Origin of the sequence: Pseudomonas sp. CCI4.2 (genome assembly GCF_034350045.1) — a bacterium.
Classification (GTDB): Bacteria; Pseudomonadota; Gammaproteobacteria; order Pseudomonadales; family Pseudomonadaceae; genus Aquipseudomonas.
The window spans coordinates 2,871,368-2,897,404 of record NZ_CP133781.1 but is presented as its reverse complement, the minus strand read 5'-3'; the positions used below and the strand labels follow the sequence as shown (position 1 = coordinate 2,897,404).

Below are 26,037 nucleotides of genomic sequence, written 5' to 3'. Positions count from 1 at the left end.
GCTCGCCGTTCGTTTAGGCGAATGTGCCGACCGACCTGACTCGCTTATATGAGAGCCGCCACCGTGGTAACGGCACAACAGGCAGTCGAAAACCCAGGGAATTTATTTCGCAAATATCACACTAGGATGGATTCTTTTGATGCTGTTGGTGCACCCAATCAACGATCTCGCCGCCAGGACTGTAACCCTTCACCACCTCTCGAAGTAATTGACGTACCCGCTCGTAGTCATTTACTTCAACAGCCTGCATCAGCTCGCTCAAGCTTAGTCGGAGCTGATCCCATGTCAGATAATCCTCGTTGGCACGCATGATCATCGGGTGTTGCGTTTGTGCCACATTGTCGCCGATGAGTAGTTCCTCGTAGAGCTTCTCGCCCGGACGCAGCCCGGTAAATTCGACTTCTATGTCCCCTTGGGGATTTTTCTCAGACCGTATACTAAGTCCAGACAAATGGATCATTCGTTCTGCCAGTTCCACAATTCTAACCGGCTCGCCCATATCGAGAACGAACACATCACCCCCCATTCCCATGGAGCCCGCCTGAATAACTAACTGAGCAGCTTCGGGGATGGTCATGAAATAGCGAGTCATTTTTGGGTGGGTAACGGTGAGTGGGCCGCCGTTTTTTATTTGCTTGTGGAAGAGCGGTATGACCGACCCGGAAGAGCCCAGAACGTTACCAAAGCGAACCATCGTGAATCGGGTTTTATTCACTCGAGACACTTTCGTGCTGTCGCCAAACAGCACAGGAGCAATTTCCTGACTCAACGCCTGCAACGTCAGCTCAGCAAGACGTTTGGTGCTGCCCATGACGTTAGTCGGACGGACCGCTTTGTCCGTCGAGATCAATACAAAGTTTGCGACCCCGCACTGCAGCGCCGCTTGGGCCGTGTACAAAGTGCCCATTACATTATTCAGAATTCCTTCGGCGATATTATGTTCGACCAACGGCACGTGCTTATAGGCAGCTGCGTGGTAAACGGTATCAACCTTCCACATCTTGATGACTTCAAGAATTTTCGCTTTGTGTTGAACAGAACCCAATATCGGGAGTACCTCGACGTCCAACGATTTGCGCTTTTTGCTCAGCTCCAGCTCACCCAAAATATTGTAAAGATTGAATTCAGCATGATCGAACAACAACAGCTTCTTAGGTCCCAGTCCGATGATCTGCCTACAGAGTTCTGAACCGATAGACCCGCCGGCGCCCGTAACCAGGACCACTTGGCCTTTGATGCCCCGTTCCAATAATTCCTCTTGCGCCGGTACGGAATCACGCCCTAATAAGTCTGCGATGTCCACTTCTTGAATGTCGCTGACTTTGACTCGCCCACTGGCCAGATCAGTAAAATTAGGCACGCTGCGGATGTGCAACGGGAAACCTTCTAGAGATTTTAAGATCTCTCGACGGCGAGTTCTGGACGATGAAGGCAACGCTAACAGCAGCTCGGTCGCCCCGGTCACGTCAATCATATTTTGTATGTGTTTAGGCTTGTAAACCTGCAGGCCGGCTATTATTCGATTGGAGATATCAGGATCGTCGTCTATGAGCGCTACCGGAAGCATCACCCGGCCCATGCGAAGCGCCGCGACCAGCTGATTTCCAGCAACGCCAGCCCCGTACACTGCGACCTTTGTCAGGCCTTCATGCTTTTTAGAAAAAGGGACGTAATGTGCACCCGAAAACCAATTACCCATGAAGTATTGACGCATCACAAGCCGCAACCCGCCCACGATAACCAGGCTCAACCACCAATAATTAAAGATGATTGAACGCGGCACTAGCGTTTCGTGGTTACTGTAGCAATACACAACAAACGCAAGCACCAAAGAAGATAAACTGACCGCTTTAATAATGGCAACGAGTGCATCATTGCCAAAGTAGCGCATCACCGCCCGGTACATTCCAAATCGAACAAAAAAAGGAATGGCCACGATAGGCGCACTGATAAACAACCACGTGTGCTTGTTAAGCGGGTTGATCAAGTTATCAATACCAAGACGAACGACGAAGGACATCCACAAGGCAATCCAGACAAGCACTATGTCTGTCACCACCTGCAACATTCTTTTTTGCCTTTTAGGCAGCCCTACCAGATATGTGCGAAGTTTATCCATTAGTCGTTGTCCGTGGCCAGCTTCATTACTCGACCCGCCAATTATACGTACATTTGCGGCCGGGGGCGTGAGGTTGGACAACCGATTGTCCTAAATGGCATGCTGATTTTCTCGCGCCCCGGCATGAAATTTCCAAGCCAGTATTACAAGCGGAGTATAGGCAAGGAGAATACCCATTGCTCCGTCAAGCCCAAAACAGGCAACGGCTGTCGCCAAAGGCAACAGCCAAAACAGATTAATCAGCCCGACCGCGATGGTAACCGGCGGGTGTCGCCTGTAATGCCGAGAGGCAAACTGGTAAGCATGACTGCGATGAGCTTCATAGGCTTTCTCGCCCCGGGCGAGTCGACGAACCAATGTGAATGTCGCGTCCACGATGAACACACCCATCAAAATGATCCAGGCCCAAAAATACTCTGATCTAACCCAAGCGCTTTGAATCGATAAAGCCGCCAAGGCCATGCCAAGAAACGAGCTTCCAACGTCGCCCATGAAGATCTTAGCAGTGGGAAAATTCCAAAGTAAAAAGCCCAGTACGCAAGCTGCCAGTAACAACGGGGGGGCCATCAAAGCGGTGTCACCCTTTAGCCAATAGACCCAACAGGCGCCAATACACACTGAAACTGCCTGAACCCCGGCTATGCCGTCGATTCCGTCCATAAAGTTGTAAAGATTCAACATCCATACAAGATAAAGAGCAGCTAAAACGTATCCCGACCAGCCAAAGTCCACTGACAGTCCGAAGAGGTGCAGGGTCGGAAATTTCCCGATCCAAACCAATACCCATCCGGCGGCGAAGAAATGTCCCAGCAACCGCCAGCGGGCAGCCACATGCTGGTGGTCATCGATAAACCCCACCACGGAGACAATGAGTCCTGCCCCGGCCATGCCAGTAAAAACAATGGATGTAATAGCACCGGACCACAACAGATACGAAAGCGCGCACAAGAAGACAATAACAATGGCCACTCCGCCGCCGCGGGGCGTCGGCAAAGAATGCGAACTTCGAGCGTTAGGGATGTCCAGCAAACTTCGCGCAAGCGCATATCGGCGAAGCACAGAGGTTAGGAAAAACGACAAAAACGCAATTGCGGGAGTGAGCCACCAATAACTCATGAGTTACGTGATTCCAAAAAGTGTTGTGCAGTCATTCGCAAACCTTGATCAAGGCTGACCGGAGGCGTCCAGCCCAATAGCTCTTGATTCTTGCTGATGTCTACTTGCAAGGAGCCGAACAGCCGAGAAGATAAATCTCGTCTTCCAAGCAACGTGGCCACACCGTGCATTAACCAAACGGGCACAGGCATAAGCCGTGCGGGCTTGCCCAACGCACTGGCGAGTTTTTTCAACAATTGCTGCGTAGAAACATCTTGGCCATCGCTGACCAAAAAAGTTTGGTTTGCTGCACGCGGATGATTGATACACGCCACGATAAGACTGATCAAGTTTTCCAAAGACACCAAACTGCGCTGATTATGAACAGCGCCCAATGGCAATGGAACACCCCTGAACAGCCACTGCATCATGGTCAAGAAGTTTGCCCTCACGCTCGGACCATATACCAACACCGGACGGATGATCACAACTTCCATGCCCGTCGAGGCAGCTAAACGATACAAGCCCGTCTCGGCCTCTAGTTTGGATACTCCGTAAGCGTCTTTGGGGGCCGGGTCATCGTGCGCAGAGAATGGTTTTCCGGGCAAGGTGGACTCGCCATTCACCTTGATTGAGCTGATAAATATGAACCGTTTGACACCGGCGGCGGCGGCCTGACGAGCAAGGTTGAGCGTGCCCTCTACGTTTACTTTTCTGAACTCAACCAAAGGATCTTTAACGGTCTCACTCATCACATGTACTCGCGCCGACGTATGAACAACGAACTCGACGCCCAGCAGTGCGGCGTGCCAATTGGTGGACGCATCAAGGTCCTCAATTGGCAGAATCTCTACACCCACGGGGAAATTGACACGCGGGTGTCTGACGGGGGCTTTAACGGAAAAGGCGTCAGACGAAGCGAGGTGCCTGACCAGTGAAGAACCTAGAAAACCGGTCGCCCCGGTGACGAGAATTGAATGATCGGCCATTTCAATAACTCAAGTAGATAAAAGGGAAGATGCAGAACAACCCATGATAACTACGGGAGTGCTCCATTTTCATCGATGCAACAGCGCTTTATAGACTTGCGCATAGGACTCAGCCATTACGTCAGCGGAAAATAATTCCTCATAACGTCGCAGCGCATTTTCCCCCATGGTAGATGCCATCTCAGGATTCTGCCAAAGCGTCAGCATCGCTTGCCCTAGCGCGGCGGAGTCACAAGGGGGTACTACCAAACCTGTTTCACCCGCAATATTGATAAAGGTAGTCCCTGTACCGATTTCGCAAGAAATCATAGGCTTGCCGTACATGGCGCCCTCCAGCAATGAGATCCCAAACGATTCAGATCTGAGGTGCGAGGGAAAGACAAATGCGCTACACAGCTCAAGTAACGCAGCCTTGTCTACGTCGGGTAAAAAACCCACGAAATGCACGTTCGTCAAACCTAGCCGCGCTGCTTTCGCCTTCAGCTCTCCTTCCAGATGCCCACCCCCCAGGATAACGACGGGAAGCTGGGTGGCTTGAGCCGCATCCAAAAGATAGTCGAGCCCCTTGTAGTATCTGAGCGCACCGATAAATAAGAAAAAGCGACTGCCAACCAATTTACGCCAATAGTCGAGTTTTTCGACTGACGACGTGGGGTAAGTATCCCGGTCCAAGCCGTACGGAATGACACGCACCTTAGCGTTGAACTGCTGAAGCACCGGACTGCTTTGGGCATAATTGGGTGATGAGGCGACGATACAATCCACACTGGATAAAAAGCGCTGCATCAGTGGCTGATATAATTTAAGCAGGGTCTTCTGCTTGATAATGTCCGAGTGATAACTAACAACCGTCGGTTTTTTTATACGGCTGGCAAAGTGAACAATGTCCATAAAGGGCCATGGAAAATGGTAATGGATTACATCGGCGCTCTTCGCCAGCGCGGCAAAATCTTTAAATACAGACACTGAGAAGCCGGTAGAGGCGCAGTGAAAGTCGAGTTTGGAGCGGTGGCTTAAGTGTTGCCCAACGACCACATCCGACGCCGCACCCTGGTGACTCAGAGAGAGAACTTCCGATTCAAATCCATGGCGAGTGCCACCCTCGGCGATTTGAAAAATGACCTGCTCGATACCCCCCATAGTGTCTGGATAATACGTTTTGAAAAAATGCAGAACTTTAATCATGACCCACTGACCACTGTCTTATAAACGTGCAGCGTTTCCATAGCGCAGCGCTCCCATGAGAAGGAAGCCGCGTGCAATAATCCCTGTTCCATCGCTGATGCGCGCCAAGACTCGTCCTCGAGCCCTCTTTGTATCAGTGCCGTCAACGCTTCGACGTCCGTTGGCTCGCACATCAAGGCAGCCTTTCCGGCCACCTCAGGAAGAGAAGAACTGTTCGAGCACACTACCGGTATACCGGAGCTCATTGCTTCAAGTACCGGCAAGCCAAAACCTTCATATAAAGAGGGGAACACAAATAGGCGTGCGCCAGCGAACAACAGCGGTAAATCGTCGCTCGGCACAAAACCCAGATAGTGAGCCCAGCCTTCACGCTTCGCCGATTCCAAACGTTGATGAATAGCGTCGTTCTGCCACCCGTGATAGCCCGTCAAAATGAGCGGCCAACGAACGCGCAGCGCAAGGGGCAGCCGCGCATAACTATCCAGCAGGGTTTCAATGTTTTTGCGCGGCTCTATCGTGCCCACGAAAAGACTGTACCCACCGAACTGAAGGCCATGTCGCTCAAGCACGTCGCGCAGCACAAGCGGACTGCGCGGATGGAATTCGGCAGAGCTGGCAAGGGGGACCGTGTGAATACGTTCTATTGGCCAGCCAAAATACGCGGCCAGTTCACGGCGGGTATAGTCGGAATCAGTGATCAAAGCATCCGCCCTGAGCAACGTCGTCTTCAGTTCTTTCTGCAGATAACGCGCGAGCTGAGGGGCGTGGCAATGCTCCCAGGTAAAGGGCGAAAGATCGTGAAACGTTGCAACACTGGGCCCCGCAAATGGCGGTAAGTAGTAGTTTGGGCTGTGGTACAGAAAGTCTGAATGCCCTTTCAACGCCTGCTTTCGCAGCAGGGGCATCAGAAGTCTGTAGGCCTCAATCGCTAAAAAGTTTTTCTGGACCGCCCGCTTCAGGCCATAGCCGCTACCCGACTCGTCGTTTGCAACCGGAAGGTCTGCCAAAAACCGCCGGCCGGCGAAAAACTGCAGGTCAGTGATGTCGGGATTTTTCTGCAGTCGCAGAGCGAGCTCGTAGGTATAACGCCCAATGCCAGTCAGCGGAAATCGGACCGGCTCAACAGAGAGGATCAGCTTCATTCAGTCGTCAACATCCAGCCCAACGTTTCAGTTAATGCAGGAGTTTGCCAACCTGGGATTAAAGATCGTAACCGCGAGTTATCCCCGCACAACGTTTTAACCTCATTGGCGCGAACAAAAGCCGGATTCACCTCAACCTCAATGTCGTGCCCCGTGAGTGCCTTGCACATATCAATCACTTCACGTAGCGAGTGAGTCACCCCAGAACTGACATTCACGGTTTGGCCAAGGGGCTTTGCTTCAATAAGACCTCGATAGGCCTGCACCAGAGCGCGCACATCGCTGAAGTCCCGCCACACGTCCAGATTGCCCAATTCAATTTTGTCGGCTCGGCGGCGAAAATGCGCCACGATTTTGGGCAAGAGGAAGTTTTCAGCCTGCCCGACGCCGGTGTAATTAAACGGACGGGTAATAACCAGAGGTAGACGGCCCTGCCATAAGTTAGCCATGTGCTCCATGGCCAACTTGCTCACGGCATAGTCGTTAGCGGGCGATGGCGGCGTCGACTCACTCAGCAACCCCGCAGAAGCGTTGCCATACACATTGGCACTGCTTGCGAGCAATACACACTCGAGCTTTTTCCCGCACTCCGCCAATGCGACCAGCAGATTATGCGTACCGATCAAGTTGACCTCGTAAAATGCCTCGGCGGCACCATGCCCGACAAAAGCCAGTGCTGCGAGGTGAACAACCACATCTGGCTGAATCTGCGCCAGCAAGGTGCGAAGACCAGGTCCATCAGCAAGATCTATCTGGTAATAATTCACGTCATCGGAAGGTTGGCTGCCCAATCCAATCACTTCATAACCATTCGCTTGCAGTTCATCGGCCATGTAACGACCGGTAAAGCCGTGAATCCCTGTAATCAGCGCACGTTTACCAGCAATAGTCATCAGAATGAAACACCTTGTTGATTACGGCGAAGGTCCGCCTCAACCATCATGCGGCACAATTCCTCCAAGGAGGTTTTTGGTTCCCAGCCCAATACTCTTTTCGCTTTTGCGGGATCACCTATCAGCAACTCGACTTCGGTTGGGCGATAGAACTTTGGGTTGATCGTCACTAACACTTTACCGGTGGCAGCATCGATGCCCTGCTCTGCTTCAGCCTCACCTGTCCATGAAAGGGTGATATCAACGGCCTTGAACGCCATGGATACAAAGTCGCGAACGGTCTCGGTACGGTTCGTCGCAAGCACGAACGTGTCCGGTTCATCCGCCTGAAGCATGCGCCACATGCCTTCAACGTACTCTTTGGCAAAGCCCCAATCGCGCTTGGCGTCCATGTTGCCCAGTTCCATCCGGTCCAGAAGGCCCAAACGGATCTTCGCGACGGAGTCAGTAATTTTACGGGTCACAAATTCACGACCGCGCAACGGGGACTCGTGGTTGAACAAGATTCCGCTGGTGGCAAAAATGCCATAGGACTCACGGTAATTGATCGTCATCCAGTGAGCATAGAGCTTGGCAACACCGTAAGGGCTGCGCGGATAGAACGGCGTACTTTCGACCTGAGGTATCGCCTGAACCTTTCCGAACATCTCCGAAGTCGATGCCTGGTAAAAACGGATCTTGGGATTAACAATACGAATGGCTTCGAGCAAATTGACCGCGCCAAGGCCAGTAATCTCAGCCGTGGTCAACGGTTGATCGAACGAAACACCCACGAAACTCTGAGCGGCAAGGTTGTAGACCTCTGTTGCTTCGGTGGTCTGCATCAGGCGGATGCTTGCAGACAGATCCGTCAGGTCATACTCGACTAGATGCAGGTTAGGGTGCTGACGAACACCCAACTCATCAATGCGCCAAAAATTGACAGAACTGGTACGGCGGTAGGTGCCATATACGGTATACCCCTTACCTAGCAGCAATTCTGCGAGATAGGCGCCGTCTTGCCCAGTAATGCCGGTAACGATTGCTTTCATGGGAGTCCTTCGAATTCCATCTAACTTGCTCAAAATGCAGATTTTGTTGCTATGTTCAAAGCGGATTCTATGGGGTTTTTGAACAGGGGCAGAATCATACCTGCTGAGCAACGCTTATACGACCAAGACCGTTGGGTATTGGGTTTAAATACTTCGCGAATTACTTCCCGACTTTACGAATGACCTCAACGTCCGCCGGCTCCATCAGCTGCCTGACCGCAAAAAGGGTGAGCCTTGCCCTCTACCTGCTGTGGGCACTCGGCACTGGCCAATCTCGTACCCCGTGCGAGGCTTGCGTAGGGTCGCCCGTATTCTCCAGACGAAAAAAAACGCCCAAGGAAGGTTCCAGAGGCGTGCCTGGGATGCAACATTGCCTAACAACACGGCATTCGGTGGTCGCGCAAACTTACTCACGCGATTTACGAAGACCGTAACAAGCGCGTTTCAGCAAGTACCGAGTAGCAACAGTACAGCAGGGTCAATTCTGCCAACCTCTTCACCCCGTCGGGCTAGCTGCACGCCGGCATTATAAAGGCCCCACGCGGGGCTTGCCAACCGAGCCGACCGAATGCGACGTTTATCAGCTCAATGAGCGAGCCCAGGCCTCTCTGCGCAATGAAGGCATACATCATTACGCACCACTTTGCCGCCGATCTGGTGCAGGACAACAGAGATATCTTCGATTTCAAGGTGCATACCCGGCGTGCCTCGGTAGTCGTCTGAATCAAGGTCAAGGTGTACGCCGATCTTCAAGTGGGGCAACGGTCCGTCGGACTCAATGCTGGCGACCTGATGGTTCTCTCCAAGGATAAAAATATACGTGTGCTTCATTCTGCTTCCATAGAGAGTTTGATATGAAGGGCACGCTACTATCACGAGCAACTGGATGCTACTGGTCTTTCGTACAGGCGCGGCTCATCGCTTACAACTATCGCGGACTCGCCTAACCGGGTATTTAGCTGTTCGTGCAGAGGACATTCGGCTTATGGGAATGAGGTGTCAACTAAGCAAAGACGAGACGAAGGCTTGTCCGCACTTGTAGTGGGCACCAACGTGTCAGCCTTAATCGGCTTGAACACCCTTGATGTGCTCAAGGCGCAGCGGATAGCCCTTGGCGCCCTGCACAACCGTTTCGCTTTCAACCGTCTGAATGACCCGGCCATCTGCATCCTTGGTTACAGAAACCGTTTTGCTGTATGAACTCGGAACCACGCAGCCAAACAATGCAGTGACGGATAAGACCAGAATCAAATACTGAATGTGCTTCAAGAAGACCTTCCTTGGGTAAATTTGGTCTCGGACTTTAGCAAATCAATTACGCTGGCCAGGCGATGTCGGTAAAACTGTGTGGGTTAGGTTGCAGGGTGCCAGGACTGAAGCTTTCCCGAATAAATTCGGTCCCACAGATTTTGGAGACACACATTTTTGTTGACGCTGCCCAAGGCTGCGAAGCCGGTATGGCTCTTGGACTTCAATGACACAGTTGACGACTGTGGGAGCAGGCTTGCCTGCGAAGAGGCTCGTCATCGCGCTGCTGATTTCGACCTGAAACTTGGGTCGCCTGTATTGACGCTTTCGTTGGCAAGCCATCTCCCACGGGGACTTTGGCAGACATGAAATAGTAAACACTGAAATCTTGTCGCCGCCTTCAGCAGCAAAAGAGAACCCATTAATAGTGGGAGCAGGCTTGCCTGCGAAGAGGCTCGTCGTCGCGCTGCTGATATCGGCTTAAAACTTGGGTCGCCTGTATTGACGCTTTCGTTGGCAAGCCATCTCCAACGGGGACTTTGGCAGACATGAAATAGTAAACACTGAATCTTGTCGCCGCCTTCAGTAGCAAAAGATAACCCATTAATTGTGGGAGCAGGCTTGCCTGCGAAGAGGCTCGTCATCGCGCTGCTGATATCGGCCTGAAACTTGGGTCGCCTGTATTGACGCTTTCGTTGGCAAGCCAACTCCCACGGGACTTTGGCAGACATGAAATAGTAAACACTGAAATCTTGTCGCCGCCTTCAGCAGCAAAAGAGAACCCATTAATAGTGGGAGCAGGCTTGCCTGCGAAGAGGCTCGTCGTCGCGCTGCTGATATCGGCTTAAAACTTGGGTCGCCTGTATTGACGCTTTCGTTGGCAAGCCATCTCCCACGGGGACTTTGGCAGACATGAAATAGTAAACACTGAAATCTTGTCGCCGCCTTCAGTAGCAAAAGATAACCCATTAATTGTGGGAGCAGGCTTGCCTGCGAAGAGGCTCGTCATCGCGCTGCTGATATCGGCTTAAAACTTGGGTCGCCTGTATTGACGCTTTCGTTGGCAAGCCATCTCCCACGGGGACTTTGGCAGACATGAAATAGTAAACACTGAAATCTTGTCGCCGCCTTCAGCAGCAAAAGATAACCCATTAATTGTGGGAGCAGGCTTGCCTGCGAAGAGGCTCGTCATCGCGCTGCTGATATCGGCCTGAAACTTGGGTCGCCTGTATTGACGCTTTCGTTGGCAAGCCAACTCCCACGGGACTTTGGCAGACATGAAATAGTAAACACTGAAATCTTGTCGCCGCCTCAGTAGCAAAAGATACCCATTAATTGTGGGAGCAGGCTTGCCTGCGAAGAGGCTGGCAATCGCGCTGCTGATTTCGACCTGAAACTTGGGTCGCCTGTATTGACGCTTTCGTTGGCAAGCCAACTCCCACGGGGACTTTGGCAGACATGAAATAGTAAACACTGAATCTTGGCGCCGCCTTCAGCAGCAAAAGATAACCTATTAATAGTGGGAGCAGGCTTGCCTGCGAAGAGGCTCGTCATCGCGCTGCTGATATCGGCTTAAAACTTGGGTCGCCTGTATTGACGCTTTCGTTGGCAAGCCAACTCCCACGGGGACTTTGGCAGACATGAAATAGTAAACACTGAAATCTTGTCGCCGCCTTCAGTAGCAAAAGATAACCCATTAATTGTGGGAGCAGGCTTGCCTGCGATCGGCTACGCAGCAGTCGTAAATCAGTAACTCAATGCTTTCAGCTAAAACCGAGTCAGCCCATTGAGACCGCTTCGGGCAAGCCCGCGTCTTAACTGTCGATATTTTAATGCGTGATATTTGTTTGATAAGAGGGGCCGGAGACTGCGATCAGTCCGAAGGACCTTCGCCAACAAGTTGGTATCTACAGAGGGCCGCCCGATTCTAAGGTGGGCGCGCTCAATTACGGCGCTGAACATCAACAGCGAGCGCAAACTACAAATACAAGGAGGTTATCGGCCGGGCAATATCGGCAGCCGCGCTTAATTCAGGACTTGAGGAAAGCGCTAGCACACAGTCGGGCAGGCATCCCGAAGAGTGGAAGAGTGGGCCACTGTATCAGGCCTATTGGGAATTGATGATGCAGGCCTCAACGGCCACCGGCCACACCGGGACGTGCGTTTATCCGCAAAAGATTACGCCATGATCAAATTGAAGGCATTAAAAAACCCGCCTTTTGAGGGGCGGGTTTTTCGAGAGCCCTTCACAAGGCCCGAAGGCCCAGTGTTGGATTCACATCAGCGATTATCAGACGTAGCTGACAACACCGTTTGCAACCGACAGGTGATCAGCAGTTACGCCAGTCAGGGTGATAACTGCTGCGTGACCAGCGGTAACAACACCGGTAGTAGCGTTAACAGTTGAATCGGAGCTGCCGTAGTTAGCAGTTTCTACAACGAGCTGAGTGCTACCAGTGGTCGTCTTCTGCAGGAAGAACTCCAACGCGTTACCGTTACCGGTAGTCAGAGCGCCATTGTTGTATGTGTAGCCAGCGCCTAGAACGATAGAGTCACCAGCACCGAAAGTGATAGAACCGGTGTTACCGGCAACAACAGCTTTCGAAGAGAAGTAAAACACGTCCGACAGAGGAGCAGTACCGCCAGATATTGAGCCAGCACCAACGGCGTGCAAAGCAACAGTGGACGAGTTAGCAGTTTGGAAGTTGGTGATTGCAGTTGCAGCAGCAGTAGAAGTAGCGTTCAGTGCCGTGTAATGGTCAATAATTGCCTGATCGGCAGCGATATTGATATCAGCAGCCTGAGCGGCAGCCAAGGCAGTGTTCGCAGTGACCAAACCAGCTTCAGCGTTCATGTAATTAGTTGCAGCGGTTGATGCACCAGCACCGGTCTGAATCGTAGTGGTAGCACTTAGCAGCGCGGCGTCAGCAGCAGTACTAGCTACAGCCAAATCGCTAGTGTGAACAACTTCAGCGCCGAAGGAAGCTACTTTGTTCAGCTCGGTTACCAGAGCAGCACGGTGGGTGGCGTCGCTAGGTGAGTTCAGAAAGCCGAGGACATCGGCAACGGTCGCGAATGCAGTAGAAACACCTGCCTGAGCGGACAAACTCGCGTAGGTCACAGTCGAACCAGGAGCTACCGAAGCATTCAAGCCGGCCGCAGCGGCGGTATAGGCAGTTGCGTTTGCAGTAACAGCAGCGTGAGCAGCAACATCAGCTGTAGCAGCGGCATCATAAGCAGCAAGAGCAGTAGCGCCAACGATAGCGACTGAAGCAGCTTTGGCGGAAGCCAAGGTGTTAGTAGCGTTAGTTACGTTTGCAGCATAAGTTGCGTCGGTTTGACTGCCGTGTGCGGTATTAGCAAGGGTCAAAGCAGCGGTTGCGTCGCTTGAAAGCAGAACGCCAGGGGTCGCAACCACAAAAGTTGGGTTAGCAGTTGCAGCAGCAACGCCGTAGGCAGTGATAGCGTCTGTAGCAGCAAACTGAGCGTTGATCAGGCTCAAACCAGGGATGCCGCCCGCCAGAGTACCAGCGCTGATTGCAGTAATAGCAGCAGAAACCGAGGCAGAAGTGCTGTCAACGTGAGCGATTACCGAAGCACCAGCAGAAGTGTTGTACGAAGTACCAACAGCGTCGGTGTAAGTCTGAGCAACAAACACTTTGTTGTTGATAGTAGCTTGGTCTTGTGCGCCAAGGTTGGTCACGATGGTGGCAACCAGTGTAGCGGCAGTCACGGAACCGCTGGCCAAAGCAGCAACCCAAAACGCTTTACCGGTTGCATCAGAAGCACGGCCCAAAACGTTGTTGTAAACCTTGTCAACCAGAGCGTCGTTAGCCAAGCCTGCGTAGGCAGTGCTGTATTCGGCGCTCAGGGTGAAGCCTGTCGCAACAGACTGGATGGTAGCGGTGCCAGTAGCGATAGCATTAGCCCAGAACGCCAGACCAGCTGAGTCAGCTGCGCGGCCCATGTAACCTACGTACAGTTGTTGTACTGCTGCGATTTGTGCTTGAGTTGCCATTTCGGTACTTCTCCAAAATTATTTGTCGAATCGACAGGCAGGCTTGGGTGTTGCGGGCCCGTCGGCCCCAGCCTGGGTGCAGCGCCCCGTATTGGGGCAAGCCCCTTTGTAAATGGTGTTACTCGCCAAACGCACTTAGTCCATTTCGTTTCGATTCCATACCAACGTTCGGACTATTTGCTATTAAGCCCGGCCATCCTACACAGCTTTCCCACGTACAAACAAGAATATTCCTACAGGGATCTGTCTTTAGGTGGGGCACCAGAAATGTTCGCGCCCGGTTTTCCCAATGGCAGAAGGCGTTTCGCCATAAATTCTGTGAAATCTTTTAAAAGCAAAACGTTGCCGTTGCCGCTCAAATGATCGCCATCCAGGAAGAGCGGTTTGCCATCACGGAACGCATTGCAGGCTTGACCTGGGCACAAAATTGGGAATGGGTCCCAGACAGAAACATTCGGAACCTGCTGGATGATCGCGGCGAAAGACTGCAAAACAGGTGCGCGGTAGCTTTCCATAAGTGCTTTCGGCACGCTGAAACCGGGTGCGCAAATCGGGTTGTTGTGGTTAAACCAGTCAGCGCAACGAAAGGGCGGAGCACGAAATATCGGTTTTGGGCCCTCGAAAACGATCTGTACGCCTTTGTCAGAAAACCCTTTCAAAATAACCACTGCGTCTTTTATTACCCGCTCGCGCCCCGCATCGGCGGCCGGCCCGAACATTATGGCGTCGGCGTCTTGTTCCCCAAACGATATCCACTGATCCGAGAGCCGCGCCAAGCGCAGGGACGGCAAAAACAACACATCCCCTGGCTTGATCCGATTGTGGAGGTCTTCCAGCGACGCTTTGGCGTACTGCTGACACTGAGCGTTATCGTTTTCTCTGTAGGGTTGCAGGCTAATGAACGGGCAACCGCCGTTGTTGTAGACAAACACCTGGGTGCTGTTGCGTATGGCGTATTGCTTGAACAGGCCTTCGTACGCCAACGCGTGGGAGTCGCCGATCACATAAATACTGTGTTCGTTAATTGGGCGCGGTGTCACACAGTGGTAAGGCTTGTAGATCATCATCAAGCCGCCACCCACATCGCTGTACTCCGGTTCGGCGAGGCAACCGGGGTTTTCGGCGCTAAACCAGGAACCATGGGGGTACCAGTCGTCCTGGTTTTTACTCACGGTGCTCAGAGAAATCTGGTGTTCATAGAGGGCGATCGTGTCAGCGCCCCACCAGCTAGCACCGATGCACGCCAGGCCAAGGGTAATGACCGCCGCCTGTGACAACCGAAGAAGGGAGCGCGAATGGCGAATCGGGGTTTCAATCCATGTGTACGACGCAATGGCGAGGGCAAACGCCAGAACCGTTGCCAAAAAGCGCAGCAAAGGCGTGTCGATTCCGACTGTCCAGCGAAATAAAACGAACACTGGCCAATGCCAAAGGTAAAGAGAATAGGAAATGCGGCCGATATACACCAGAGGGCCGTTACCCAAGAGTTTATGCAGGCGCTTGAGCTGCGGGTGATGGTGCAGATAGTAAATAATCCCCACGGTTCCCACGACAGCAGGCAAGGCACCTGGAAACGGAAAATAGCTCGATGAGGTAAACGCCAGCGCCGCCAACAACAGCAGCAAAGACAGGGCGGCAAAGAATCCATTCCTCGGCCCGGACGACAGGGTTTCGACCACCGGTTTTTGTTGGGTTAATTGAAACAGCAACACCCCGGCGGCCAGTTCCCAAAAACGGCTTGGGCTGAGGAAGTAGGCTGCGGTAGGGCTGACGGCACTCTGCCACCCCGCGAAGATCAGCGAGGCCACGCCGGCCACGACAAACAGGCCAATGGACAGCCCACGGCCCTTACGACCACTTAGCCACGCGAGGAACATCAGCGGAAAAACCAGGTAGAACTGCTCCTCCACCGCCAGCGACCAGGTGTGGGTGTAGGGGTTGAAGTCGGTGGTGGGCGCAAAATAGTCACGACCGGTCCGGGCCAGGATGAAGTTACTCAAACCGAAAAACGCATAGAGCCCGGTCTTCTGGTTAACCTCGCTGAGCCACGAAACCGGTACGAACAACGCAGTGACGTAGGCGGTCACCACTAAGCAGACGATCAGCGCCGGGAAGATCCGCTTGATCCGCCGAGCATAGAAATAGCTGAAAAATTGCAGCAGACCACGTCCACGAAAACTGACGATCGAGGCACTGACGACAAAGCCAGAGATGACAAAAAATACGTCAACCCCAACAAACCCACCCGGCAACCACGGGCCGTGCAGGTGATAAATAAGCACAGCGAGGACGGCCAAGGCCCGTATGCCGTCGATGTAAGGAAAGTAGGGTGTGCGAGCAACAGGGGGAAGCGGTGTCAAATTCATCGGTTTTCTCGCAAAAATCGCCGCAACCCTAATTCGCCTTTCAGCACGTAACAAGGCAAGGGGAATGTTTCTTTTCGGATTCTGATGATCCAAATGGCCTGGATCGATGGATAGGTTGTTCGCTAGTAGCTATCTATATAGATAGCTACTAAGCGATGGCCGGGAAATTGGCATATATAAATGCGTTGTGTCCACTGCAATGACGCCCTTTGCGACAGAGCGCGCGCACGTTGCAATCGTGGCGCGCCGATGCGCGAATGTTTAAAGGGCGGTTGCCGGTGAGTCCAGCAATAAATGCTGAAGATTGTCAGCACTCTGCTGCCAGGTCAGCCATGGCATGTCGATGGACGAGGGTTGAAACCCCTTCTCTACCCAACTGCTCACTGCCGCCGCTAATTGCCGCGGATCATCGGCAGTGAAGTAACACGCGTGCTGGGTGGCGACTTCTCTAAAGACCGGAATATCCCGGGCCAAAATTGGCAGGCCCTTCTGCGCAGCTTCGATCAATGGCAAACCGAAACCTTCGTCTTCGGAAGCCGCGAGCAAACCACTGGCGCTGGCGTAAATGAGTTCAAGAAACTCATCGCTGGGACCGTCGAGCCAGAACAGGCGCCGGCCTTTCTCTGGGTGGTTGGCCAGCCGCGCCAGCAGTTGCGGAATGCTGCGCTGCTGATCAAGCGGCAATTGTTGCCAACCGGCACGCCCGACGATGACCAAATTGACATCGACCCCGCTCTCCCACAGCTGGGTGAATGCGTCGACAGCCTGCAGATAACCTTTGCGCGGTTCGAGGGTGCCCACCATTAATACACTGGGGCGCATGGCAAACATCGCCATCAGCTCATTGGCTTCAGAGGGCAGGCCTTGGCTGGGCGACGAGTTAGACAGGTCGGCACCGTGGTGAGAGTGATCGAAGGTGAAATGAGCCACTCGATCGGGCAACGCCTTGTGCATCCACTGCCGCAACTCGCCCGCTACGGTGTTAGTCACGCATACCGCGCCGTCGAGTCGTGCGACATGGTTCAGCCAATCAGCGAAGTGGTGGTCCGCTTGCGGCGGAAACAATTCAGGGCAGGTTACCGGCAACAGGTCGTGAACCAGCACCCGGCAGTTGACGCCCCCAGCCTGAAGACGCTTATACAGACCGCAAAGACTGGCTTGAACCAACGAGTTGCCGGAAAGGTCCAGGGCAATCAGTTGGTCACCAGGACCATAATCGATGCCTCGGTCTACCAGCGCAAAGGGCAAGCCCAGCAGTTTGGCCGTGAATGCGTTGGCATAACGGTAATGCCAATGGCCGCCGAGGTTGGAGAGGTAGACCGGCTCGACACGCACCCCAGCGGGTGGCTGGTTGAGCAAAGCGACCGTCAATGCCTTGGCTACGCGCTCTATACCGCTGTGCCGGTCTACGTTAAAGGTGCCGGTAATGTCTAACAGTAATTGCCGAGGGCGCAGCGGGTCGAGGCGCCCTTGCAGAAGCTGTTCAGCCTGTGCGAGCACTTCATTGGTTTCACGAACGGGAATCGGCAACTGTGCCAACACCTGCCGTAGCCCTTGCTCGACCTCAAGGTTGCGCTGGCAAAAGCGCTCAATCGCCAGGTGATACAGGCCAGCGCAATGCTGCGGCGTGTGGTGCTGTTCGATGACCTCACGCCCACGCTGGCCCAGCGCACTGCGGGCTTGGGGATCGTGGCGCAACAATTGTAGGGCTTCGGCTAATTGCGCATCGCTGAAGGTATCGGGCAGGCGATACACGCCGGTTTCCGGCAGGTCGGCCATGCTGCCATTGGCGTTGACGATGGTCGCCACGCCGTGGTTCATGCAGTCGAGCACGGCGGCCGAGGTTTCACCCCGTGTCAGGCTGCGCAGTTGCACCGCAATGTCGGCTGCACCGAGGTAATGCTCGAAGGTCGCGCTGTCCGCCCAACCGGTAATACTGATACGCGACTGTGCGCCCACATCAGCCAGCCGCTTGCGCAATGTTTGAGCGTAATCGTCGGTGCCCAGATCGCCGACGAATACCAGATGGCAATCGCTGTCGTCGGCCAGGTCAGAGGCGAGCCAAGCGTCAAGCAGTCGATCATTGAGTTTGGTCTCACCCAATAATCCAAAGCTGCAGACTATAAATGCACCCTCGGTGATTTTTAGAGCCTCGCGGCTATGGGCACGGGAATGTGCCTTATCACTTTGATCGGCCAGTTCACGCAACAGCGGAATCTGCACCCAGTCGGCACACGCTTGCGCGCCGTAAGACTGTTCGGCCAGACGCAAAGACACGGCCGAATGGACAATCACACCCTGGGCACGTTGCAGCACACTGCGGTTAAAAGAGTAACGCTCAGCGATTTTGCGCTCGTCGTGCCGGGCTTCGATCAGGGCGCTGTAACCGTGGCTGTAATACAGCTCACGCATTTTTATGCCGCTGTAGGCCGGGCGGGTTTCCATCGCCCAGATCAAGCCACTGAGGTAGAAATCGTGCAGGACAACGATGCCCGGCACCTGCTCGATCAACTCAACCATGTAGCAATGAAAGGGCGAGTTGCCGAAGTGATAGAGCACCGCGCTGTAGCTGTGAGCGTTATGGCGCAACCAGTCCGGGTCGCGCAGCTGGTAGCCACTCCCGTTCGGGGTTGCGCTGCCCTGCTCAACAATGACGTCGATTTCGTAGTATTGAGCGAGGGCAGGCAGCAGTTCGGCGCTGTAATCGGCAATGCCGGTACGGTCCGGCGGCATCGGTGAAACATAGGCCAGACGCGGGCGCTCATTGGGCTGCGGCGTAGCCGACGCCTTGGCTCCAGGTTCAAGCAGGTGTTGCAAGTGCTGGCCCAGTTGCACGACACGCGGCGAATAACTGCTCAACACGTCAGACAGAACCGGCTGGCTTAATCTACCTAACCTGAACGCCAGGCCGCGCATCTGCCCTTTCAGCCCAGGCACGCGGTTGACTGCTGCGCGCAACGCCTGAGCCAAACGCGGTTTGCTGTTTACATAATTCAAGGTGCCGAACACTGGGCGGATGACACTCCGCGCCAGCCCTCTCTTCAGAGACGCTCGGTCCATGTGCCTAAGGGTATCGAACAGCTCGCGCATGGGCCGGGTTATCTGCCACGAGCGGCTACCGTATATAAGCCGAAGTTCGGCTTCAGCGGCCTCAGCGCGCTCTGCACTTTCTTTGCAGAGCTGGGCGAGTTGTTCAGCGTATTCGCCTTGGGTATGGAGCTGGTTTCCAAGGCTTTCAAGGCGTTGATCGACTGCATGCTGGGCGTCGTTGTTACGCAGCGCGTATTGATCATGGCGTTGCGCCAGAGTCTGTAGGTCAAGACCATAATCTTTACTGAAGAGCTGGGCGAACGCATCGTTTGCAGGCTCTGCCGGGACAGACTTACGCGCCACGATGGCGTAATCCGGGCTGACGCCATAGAGCACTTGCCACAGCCCGATATAGGCATCGGGCGTGTGCAACGCCTGGTCTTCTTGCAAACGAACGATCTTGCTCTGTGCGAAACCGGAATGCTGGCACAGAAAATCGAGAAATATCGCCGGGACCGGACGCTGGTGGGTGGGGTCCAGATAGAAATTGTTGGTGCCCACAATCAGATTTTCGGCGTTGGGCGTTTCCAGGATGAGCAACCCGTGGGGGCTCAGGGTTCGCTGAGCCTCTTTTAGCAACGCTCGCAGGTAGTCGAACGTCAGGTGCTCAACCACGTGGAACGCTGAAATCAAGTCCAGGCTTGCGTCAGGCAGGGCTTGCAGTGCCTCAAGCGCATCCTGATTCTGTGCGTGGAGCCCGCGCTCATGGCAGGCGGCAAGCATCGAATCGTCCAGGTCCACACCGCGCGCATCCAGACCGACTTCAGTCAGTAGCTCAAGCCATTCGCCGCGGCCACAGCCGATATCGAATGCCTTGGGTCGCGGGGTGGTTTGACACAACGCGGATAGAAACGGGCGATAACCTTCAAGACGCGCCCGAATTTCCTCACGGGAAGCGCGAAAACGCTCTTCCAGTGCACGATAAAAATCATCAATCATGGTGTTGAAGGCTCTCCAGTTGAACGCCAAGCCAGGCAACGCCGGCAAATTCGCGCTGACTGCGGTTGACCACCTCGAACATCAAGGCGCGCTCCTGCCAGGCATAATTGTGCTCGATATGCCCGGCGTGGCTGTGTAAGGCCAGGGTAATGGAGTAAGTCCCCGGCCCGATGTTGGCGGGAAAAACAAATGACCACGACAAGTCGCTTTCTGCCTTGATGCCGTAACACACTTTATCCAGCAGCCGGGTATTGGTGCCGAATACGTCTTGGCCATAGCGGTCCTTGATCAGGAACCCGAGCACGAGATCGGGGATAGCCATGTGGGCACGGGCCGATATGTGCAAATGCACCCGTTGGCCGACATCGACGATTTCCAACGGGTTGCCGTCGTCGTCACGGATCTGCTGGCTGAGAAATTCCGCCTCGCCAGTGCCCGACAGTATCGCGCCCTGGCTATTGGGATCGGCAATGATTTGCTGGTCCTGATGGGCCGCGAGCAGCGCGTTGTAGTAGTCCATCACCACGTCGGGCTCGCCTTCCATGGCGACGGTGCCACCGTTGAGCAAAATCGCGCGATTGCAGATGCTTTGAATAGCTTGTTTATCGTGGCTGACCAACAGCAGCGTCGTGCCTTGGCGGGTGAATTGCCGAATCCGGTCAAAACTTTTGTGCTGGAAGTAGGCATCGCCCACGGACAGCGCTTCGTCGACGATCAGAATTTCCGGGCGCTCTGCGGTGGCTACGGCAAACGCGAGACGCGCCTGCATACCACTGGAGTAAACCCGTACCGGCAGCTCGAAGTAATCGCCAATTTCGGAAAAGGCATGCACGTCATTAATGAAGCCGTCGATCTGCTGCTGGGTGTAGCCCATGAGACCGGCGACGTGATACACGTTTTGCCGGCCGGTCAGCTCGGCATGAAAGCCCATGCCCAGTTCGAGAATTGCAGCCACGCGGCCGTTGATCCGCACAGTGCCTGTGGTGGGTTTTAGAGTACCGGTGATGATCTTGAGCAGCGTGCTTTTGCCTGCGCCATTAAGGCCGATCAATCCCACCGCCTCACCCGGTTGCAGTGCAAAAGAGATGTCTTGCAGCACCCACTTGCGAACCACCGATGGCGTGGCGAAGCCTAACCAGGACAATAAACGCAGACTTTCCCGTGGGTATTTATTGAAGGCTTTACCGATGCCTTCGACACTCAATGCAGCCGTCATAACACGTCCACCACTTCATCTATGGCGCGGTGATAAAGCACCGCCGCGATCAGCAGGGTCACCGCCGCGAACACCGCCGGGTAAATCAACTGAGAGAAATCCGGCGCCCGGCCGTAGACCAACACACTCTGATAGGCCTGAACGATTCCGGTCATGGGATTGATGTGCAAATAGCGTCGGTATTGCTCGCCGAGCATGTCGATGTTGTAGACCACCGGTGTTAGCCAAAAGCTGAATTGCAGCACGATGGTAACGACCTGCCCAACGTCGCGGAAAAATACATTGAGCAGCCCCAAAGCCAGACCCAAGCCCAAGGCCAGGCCCATCAACAAAAGAGTCAGCACTGGCAACCAGAGGATTTGCTGGTTTGGGATGTGGCCTAGCAAGGCAAAAATCGCCAATACCGAGGCTAACAGCACCGCGTTATTGAGCAAGGCACTGCCACACACGATGGTGGGCAAGGCGAGTCGTGGAAATACCATTTTTTTCAGCAAATTGCCGTTTTCGATGAACACGTTTAGGCAGCGGCTGACGATTTCAGCGAATAACGTCCAGGCCAAAATACCGGCTGTGAGGTAGATCGGGTACGCGTAAGCGCTGTTGAGCCCGGGCAATTTGGCTGCCATGATCACCGACAGCACAAAGGCGTAGATAACCACCTGGGCCAACGGATAAAGGACAATCCATAACAAACCCAAACGACTGCGAACCACCCTCGAGACGAATTCGTTGCGAATCGAATTTTTGATGAAGTGGCGCGCCTGCCAAAGTTCTCGCAGAGTGGTATTCAAATCAAGGCATTCCTGTTGAGGACGGGTAGCTAACAGTAGTGAAACATAGGCCGCAATCGGGCCTTGTGGTGAGGGGTTTACTGGCAAAGCGAAGCTGCCCGAACGCGGACGCATTCGGGCCGACATGGGCATTCAGAACGAGGTACCGCTCTTGTTGCGGCGCACATCCGCATCGACCATCAGCTGGCAAAGTTGTTCTAGCGGGGTCTTGGCTTCCCAACCCAGTACGCGGCGGGCTTTTTCAGGGTCGCCAATGAGCAATTCGACTTCGGCAGGACGGTAGAATTTTGGGTTGACCTGAACGATGGTTTTGCCGTTTTTGGTGTCAACGCCATATTCGTTGTCAGCAGTACCCTTCCATTCCACGTTGATATCAACGGCTTTGAACGCCATCGATACGAAATCGCGAACGGTCTCGGTGCGGTTGGTGGCGAGCACGAAGGTGTCCGGCTCATCAGCTTGCAGCATGCGCCACATGCCTTCGACGTATTCCTTGGCAAAACCCCAATCACGCTTGGCATCCATATTCCCCAATTCCAGGCGGTCCTGCATGCCCAGTGAAATACGCGCTGCCGCATCGGTAATCTTGCGGGTCACGAACTCTTTGCCACGTAGCGGCGACTCGTGATTGAACAGAATGCCGCTGGCCCCGAAGATTCCGTAGGATTCGCGGTAATTGATGGTCATCCAGTGCGCGTAGAGCTTGGCCACGCCGTAAGGGCTGCGCGGGTAAAACGAAGTGTCTTCGGTCTGCGGAACGTCTTGAACTTTGCCGAACATTTCCGACGTAGACGCTTGATAGAAGCGGATCTTCGGATTGACGATGCGGATGGCTTCGAGCAGGTTGACTGCACCGATTCCGGTAATCTCAGCGGTGGTTATAGGCTGGTCGAAAGACACGCCTACAAAGCTCTGCGCCGCCAGGTTGTAAACCTCTGACGGCTCGGCTTTTTGCAGCAAGCGGATACTGGCACTTAAATCGGTGAGGTCATGCTCAACCAGTTCAAGGTTTTCGTGAGTAGCAACACCCAACTCTTCCAGACGCCAGAAGTTAACCGAACTGGTACGGCGATAGGTGCCGTAAACCTTGTAGCCTTTCTCCAAAAGCAACTGGGTAAGGTACGCACCGTCTTGCCCGGTGATGCCCGTGATAACTACTGATTTCCGGGATGCATTCATTGCTTGGAAGTCCGGTCGGGTACGAGGTCCGTTTTACTGTTGTTGCTCAGCCACACATTGACGCTTTCAACACTGGCTTCGGACAACTTGCCCGCCCAACGATTGAGAATGAACAGGTTGGTGATGAAGTCGTACTGGGTCTTGAGCAAATCACGCCGAGCCTTGAACTCGTTCTGAACGCTGGTCAGGACGTCAACGGCGTTAACCACGCCGTAGGCAAAAGCCTTTTGCGAGGCAATGCTGGACTGTTCGGCCGACGACAAGGCATTACGGTTAGCGCGGATTTTTTCGACACTTGAGTCTGCGGTCAGGTAAGCATTGGTGGTTTCTTTGACAACTTGGCGGCGGGTTGCTTCCAGCTGCATCTCGGCAGATATCTGGTCCTGATACAAACCGCTGACGTGTGCAGAAGTCGAGCCACCGCTGTAAATCGGGATCGACAATTGCAACCCTGCCACATAGCTGTCGGTTTTAGGCGCAATGGCGTTGTTGTAGCCTTCGTTGGTGTTTTGTGCGCTGAGGTTCAATCCCAGCGTAGGGTAATGCCCGCCCTTGCCGCCACGCAACGCGGCTTCGGATGCCTCGACGGCGCTCAGATTGGCCTTGATGCTCGGGTTATCGGCTTGGGCAAGATCAACCCAGCTTGCCAAGGATTCCTCCGAGACTTTCAGCTCTACGTCGGTGCGTACACGGCTAAGCTTCTCCGTGACAGGACGACCGACGATTTCGGAAAGCGCTGCGCGACTCAAGCGGATCTGATTGCGCGCATCCACTTCCTGAGCAACCAAGGTATCGACACGGGCCTTGAGGTCCAGTACGTCAGTCACCATGGCGTACTTTTTTTCGTACAGGGCACTGACCCGGTCAAGGTTCTTTTGCGTGGCGCGGCGCTCAGCCTGGACTAACTCAAGCTCATCATCAGCCGCCAATGCCGCGAAATAACGCTGCGCCAGATCGACAGTCGCTTCGGCCTGGGCTTCATCAGACTCGGAGATGGCCTGCTTGGCCAGGCTTTCGTATTTCTTATAATTTTCCCAGGTCGCTTTGTTATAAATGACCTGGCTAAGACCTACGCTGTAGTTTTCGCTGTTGTAGACTTGGCTGATGAGCACGTTGGTCTGCTTGATGCGGTTTGCACCGGCATTGGCAGTGATCTGCGGCAAAAGAGCGCCAAAGGCTTCACGCTCATGGTCTTTGCCTGCTTCGGTTCGCGCGTAGGCGGCGGTAACCCTTGGATCCTCCAGACGAGCCTCGCGGTAAAGCTGCATCAGGTCAGCCGAGTATTCCTTGGCGCTGACACTGGTCAACGCAGGTTTAGGCTTGGATGGCTCGGCGGTTTTCGGTTCGGCTGCATGGGCTTGCAGCGCCAACATTCCCAACAACACATATGGAAACAAGCGCACGATCATTCCTCGATCATAGATTGGGCGATAGCGTTACGCGCCGGCTGCATGATGTATTGCAACATGGTTCGCTTGCCGGTATTGATCAAAACGTCTGCGGGCATGCCCGGCAACAGTTTGCGATCACCGAGTTTGTGTTCCCCGGCCGCCGTCACTTCAACACGTGCCAAGTAGTAGGGTTGGCCTGTTCTTTCATCGGTCAGACGGTCAGCAGAGACTTGGGTCACGATGCCTTCGATCGGCGGTGTGGTCGCGCTATTGAACGCACTGAAGCGGATGTCGGCCAGCTTGCCTATCGCGATGCGATCAATGTCTACCGGCTGCACATGCGCTTCGATTACCAACTCCGAAACCGATGGCACGATGTCAAGCAACGGGGTCGCGGGACGCACAACACCGCCGATGGTGTGTACGGTCATGCCGATGACCATGCCGTCATCCGGCGCCCGAATGACCGCACGAGACAAGCGATCCTCAAGCGCTGCGGTGCGCTCTTTCAGGTCGTAGGTCTTGGTCTGGACGTCAGCCAGTTGCTTGACTACATCAGAGTTGAAGTCTTTGTTGATCTGCAGGATTTGCAACTGCGTTTCGTTGATCTGCAGGCGCGTCTTGGTAGTCGATGACTGAAGCTCAGCGACTTCAGACTTGAGCATGTCCAGCTTACGCTGCTGCTCCAGCATCCTTTGTTTGTCGACAAATCCTTGGGCCAATAACTCGTTGAGCTCGCCGATTTCGCCGGTGTAGGATTTTTCCAGATTGACCTTGGTGCCGATCATGGCTTCAGTGCCCTTGATCTGCTGGTTGAACTGACCGATACGTTCTTGTAATACCGACACCTCACCCAGGCGCGAGCCACGGCGAGCGTTGAACACCTGAGTTTCGCTGTTGCGTGCTTCTTCGCCACGAGGCGTGTTGGCAGGGAGCATCTTATCGAAATCGATGGTGCTTTTGTCGTCACGCTCGGAGCGCAGACGCGCTTCCATTGCTTTGGCGGCAATATACTGGCTGCGGGTGGTTTCGTATTCAGCCTTCAACTGGCTATCGTCAAGCACAATGATCGGGTCGCCTTTTTTGACGATATCGCCATCGTGGACGAGCACTTCTTTGACGATGCCGCCCTCCAGGTGCTGAACAGTCTTGCGATAGCTCTGAACGGTGACCACGCCCGGCGAATAAGCGGCGCTGTCCAGGGGTGCAAAAGCAGCCCAAGAACCAAATAGACCAAAGGTCACAAAGACAATCCAGAAACCGACTCGCCGGGCCTTCGTATCAGATACTGGAACGCCATTGAAGATATCGGCGGTTGTAGTGAGTGTATTACTAGTCATCGACA

The 26,037-nt window shown here is 54.0% G+C and carries 17 protein-coding genes; all 17 read right to left on the bottom strand.

The window, feature by feature from the left end:
* Window positions 1-121: 121 nt before the first annotated feature.
* On the bottom strand, window positions 122-2,119 hold the full coding sequence (locus tag RHM65_RS13115) for a nucleoside-diphosphate sugar epimerase/dehydratase (protein ID WP_322183499.1): 1,998 nt from the start codon (window positions 2,117-2,119) through the stop codon (window positions 122-124).
* Between the two features lie 90 nt (window positions 2,120-2,209).
* A complete protein-coding gene (locus RHM65_RS13110) occupies window positions 2,210-3,235 on the bottom strand; it encodes a glycosyltransferase family 4 protein (RefSeq protein WP_322183497.1) in 1,026 nt (341 codons plus the stop codon).
* Window positions 3,232-4,203: an SDR family oxidoreductase gene (locus tag RHM65_RS13105; protein ID WP_322183495.1), complete on the bottom strand. Its 972-nt coding sequence runs from the start codon at window positions 4,201-4,203 to the stop codon at window positions 3,232-3,234. The genes RHM65_RS13110 and RHM65_RS13105 overlap by 4 nt, the downstream gene beginning before the upstream one ends.
* Before the next feature lie 69 nt (window positions 4,204-4,272).
* Window positions 4,273-5,388 (bottom strand): glycosyltransferase family 4 protein, encoded by a 1,116-nt coding sequence (locus RHM65_RS13100; RefSeq protein ID WP_322183492.1) that lies wholly within the window; start codon window positions 5,386-5,388, stop codon window positions 4,273-4,275.
* Window positions 5,385-6,530, bottom strand: a complete 1,146-nt coding sequence (locus RHM65_RS13095) for a glycosyltransferase family 1 protein (protein WP_322165549.1) — start codon at window positions 6,528-6,530, stop codon at window positions 5,385-5,387. Before RHM65_RS13095 ends, RHM65_RS13100 begins: the two co-directional genes overlap by 4 nt.
* Window positions 6,527-7,423: a GDP-mannose 4,6-dehydratase gene (locus tag RHM65_RS13090; RefSeq protein ID WP_322165550.1), complete on the bottom strand. Its 897-nt coding sequence runs from the start codon at window positions 7,421-7,423 to the stop codon at window positions 6,527-6,529. The genes RHM65_RS13095 and RHM65_RS13090 overlap by 4 nt, the downstream gene beginning before the upstream one ends.
* On the bottom strand, window positions 7,423-8,454 hold the full coding sequence (gene gmd / locus RHM65_RS13085; protein WP_322165551.1) for a GDP-mannose 4,6-dehydratase: 1,032 nt from the start codon (window positions 8,452-8,454) through the stop codon (window positions 7,423-7,425). Before gmd (RHM65_RS13085) ends, RHM65_RS13090 begins: the two co-directional genes overlap by 1 nt.
* A 585-nt stretch (window positions 8,455-9,039) precedes the next feature.
* Window positions 9,040-9,285 carry a hypothetical protein gene (locus tag RHM65_RS13080; RefSeq protein WP_322165552.1) on the bottom strand — a complete coding sequence of 82 codons (246 nt, stop codon included), beginning with the start codon at window positions 9,283-9,285 and terminating at the stop codon, window positions 9,040-9,042.
* Between the two features lie 231 nt (window positions 9,286-9,516).
* On the bottom strand, window positions 9,517-9,714 hold the full coding sequence (locus RHM65_RS13075) for a hypothetical protein (RefSeq protein ID WP_416195138.1): 198 nt from the start codon (window positions 9,712-9,714) through the stop codon (window positions 9,517-9,519).
* 2,278 nt (window positions 9,715-11,992) lie between these two features.
* Window positions 11,993-13,720 carry a DUF4214 domain-containing protein gene (locus RHM65_RS13070; RefSeq protein WP_322183490.1) on the bottom strand — a complete coding sequence of 576 codons (1,728 nt, stop codon included), beginning with the start codon at window positions 13,718-13,720 and terminating at the stop codon, window positions 11,993-11,995.
* A gap of 233 nt (window positions 13,721-13,953) precedes the next feature.
* Window positions 13,954-16,086, bottom strand: coding sequence for an acyltransferase family protein (locus RHM65_RS13065; protein ID WP_322183488.1), 2,133 nt, complete (start codon window positions 16,084-16,086; stop codon window positions 13,954-13,956).
* A 261-nt stretch (window positions 16,087-16,347) separates the two neighbouring features.
* Window positions 16,348-20,115, bottom strand: coding sequence for a glycosyltransferase (locus tag RHM65_RS13060; protein WP_322183486.1), 3,768 nt, complete (start codon window positions 20,113-20,115; stop codon window positions 16,348-16,350).
* Window positions 20,108-21,331 (bottom strand): ABC transporter ATP-binding protein, encoded by a 1,224-nt coding sequence (locus RHM65_RS13055; RefSeq protein WP_322165556.1) that lies wholly within the window; start codon window positions 21,329-21,331, stop codon window positions 20,108-20,110. Before RHM65_RS13055 ends, RHM65_RS13060 begins: the two co-directional genes overlap by 8 nt.
* On the bottom strand, window positions 21,328-22,122 hold the full coding sequence (locus RHM65_RS13050; protein WP_322165557.1) for an ABC transporter permease: 795 nt from the start codon (window positions 22,120-22,122) through the stop codon (window positions 21,328-21,330). The genes RHM65_RS13055 and RHM65_RS13050 overlap by 4 nt, the downstream gene beginning before the upstream one ends.
* Window positions 22,123-22,254: 132 nt before the next feature.
* Entirely contained in the window at window positions 22,255-23,301 is a 1,047-nt protein-coding gene (gene gmd, locus RHM65_RS13045; protein WP_322183483.1) for a GDP-mannose 4,6-dehydratase, read from the bottom strand.
* Complete coding sequence (locus RHM65_RS13040; RefSeq protein ID WP_322183481.1) at window positions 23,298-24,710, bottom strand: TolC family outer membrane protein; 1,413 nt, start codon at window positions 24,708-24,710, stop codon at window positions 23,298-23,300. The genes gmd (RHM65_RS13045) and RHM65_RS13040 overlap by 4 nt, the downstream gene beginning before the upstream one ends.
* Window positions 24,707-26,032, bottom strand: coding sequence for an HlyD family type I secretion periplasmic adaptor subunit (locus tag RHM65_RS13035; protein ID WP_322183478.1), 1,326 nt, complete (start codon window positions 26,030-26,032; stop codon window positions 24,707-24,709). Before RHM65_RS13035 ends, RHM65_RS13040 begins: the two co-directional genes overlap by 4 nt.
* Window positions 26,033-26,037 lie beyond the last annotated feature (5 nt).

Coding starts and splice junctions, on each gene's coding strand:
- RHM65_RS13115 (WP_322183499.1), bottom strand. CDS start 2,119: ATGGATAAACTTCGCACATATCTGGTAGGGCTGCCTAAAAGGCAAAAA.
- RHM65_RS13110 (WP_322183497.1), bottom strand. CDS start 3,235: ATGAGTTATTGGTGGCTCACTCCCGCAATTGCGTTTTTGTCGTTTTTC.
- RHM65_RS13105 (WP_322183495.1), bottom strand. CDS start 4,203: ATGGCCGATCATTCAATTCTCGTCACCGGGGCGACCGGTTTTCTAGGT.
- RHM65_RS13100 (WP_322183492.1), bottom strand. CDS start 5,388: ATGATTAAAGTTCTGCATTTTTTCAAAACGTATTATCCAGACACTATG.
- RHM65_RS13095 (WP_322165549.1), bottom strand. CDS start 6,530: ATGAAGCTGATCCTCTCTGTTGAGCCGGTCCGATTTCCGCTGACTGGC.
- RHM65_RS13090 (WP_322165550.1), bottom strand. CDS start 7,423: ATGACTATTGCTGGTAAACGTGCGCTGATTACAGGGATTCACGGCTTT.
- gmd (WP_322165551.1), bottom strand. CDS start 8,454: ATGAAAGCAATCGTTACCGGCATTACTGGGCAAGACGGCGCCTATCTC.
- RHM65_RS13080 (WP_322165552.1), bottom strand. CDS start 9,285: ATGAAGCACACGTATATTTTTATCCTTGGAGAGAACCATCAGGTCGCC.
- RHM65_RS13070 (WP_322183490.1), bottom strand. CDS start 13,720: ATGGCAACTCAAGCACAAATCGCAGCAGTACAACAACTGTACGTAGGT.
- RHM65_RS13065 (WP_322183488.1), bottom strand. CDS start 16,086: ATGAATTTGACACCGCTTCCCCCTGTTGCTCGCACACCCTACTTTCCT.
- RHM65_RS13060 (WP_322183486.1), bottom strand. CDS start 20,115: ATGATTGATGATTTTTATCGTGCACTGGAAGAGCGTTTTCGCGCTTCC.
- RHM65_RS13055 (WP_322165556.1), bottom strand. CDS start 21,331: ATGACGGCTGCATTGAGTGTCGAAGGCATCGGTAAAGCCTTCAATAAA.
- gmd (WP_322183483.1), bottom strand. CDS start 23,301: ATGAATGCATCCCGGAAATCAGTAGTTATCACGGGCATCACCGGGCAA.
- RHM65_RS13040 (WP_322183481.1), bottom strand. CDS start 24,710: ATGATCGTGCGCTTGTTTCCATATGTGTTGTTGGGAATGTTGGCGCTG.
- RHM65_RS13035 (WP_322183478.1), bottom strand. CDS start 26,032: ATGACTAGTAATACACTCACTACAACCGCCGATATCTTCAATGGCGTT.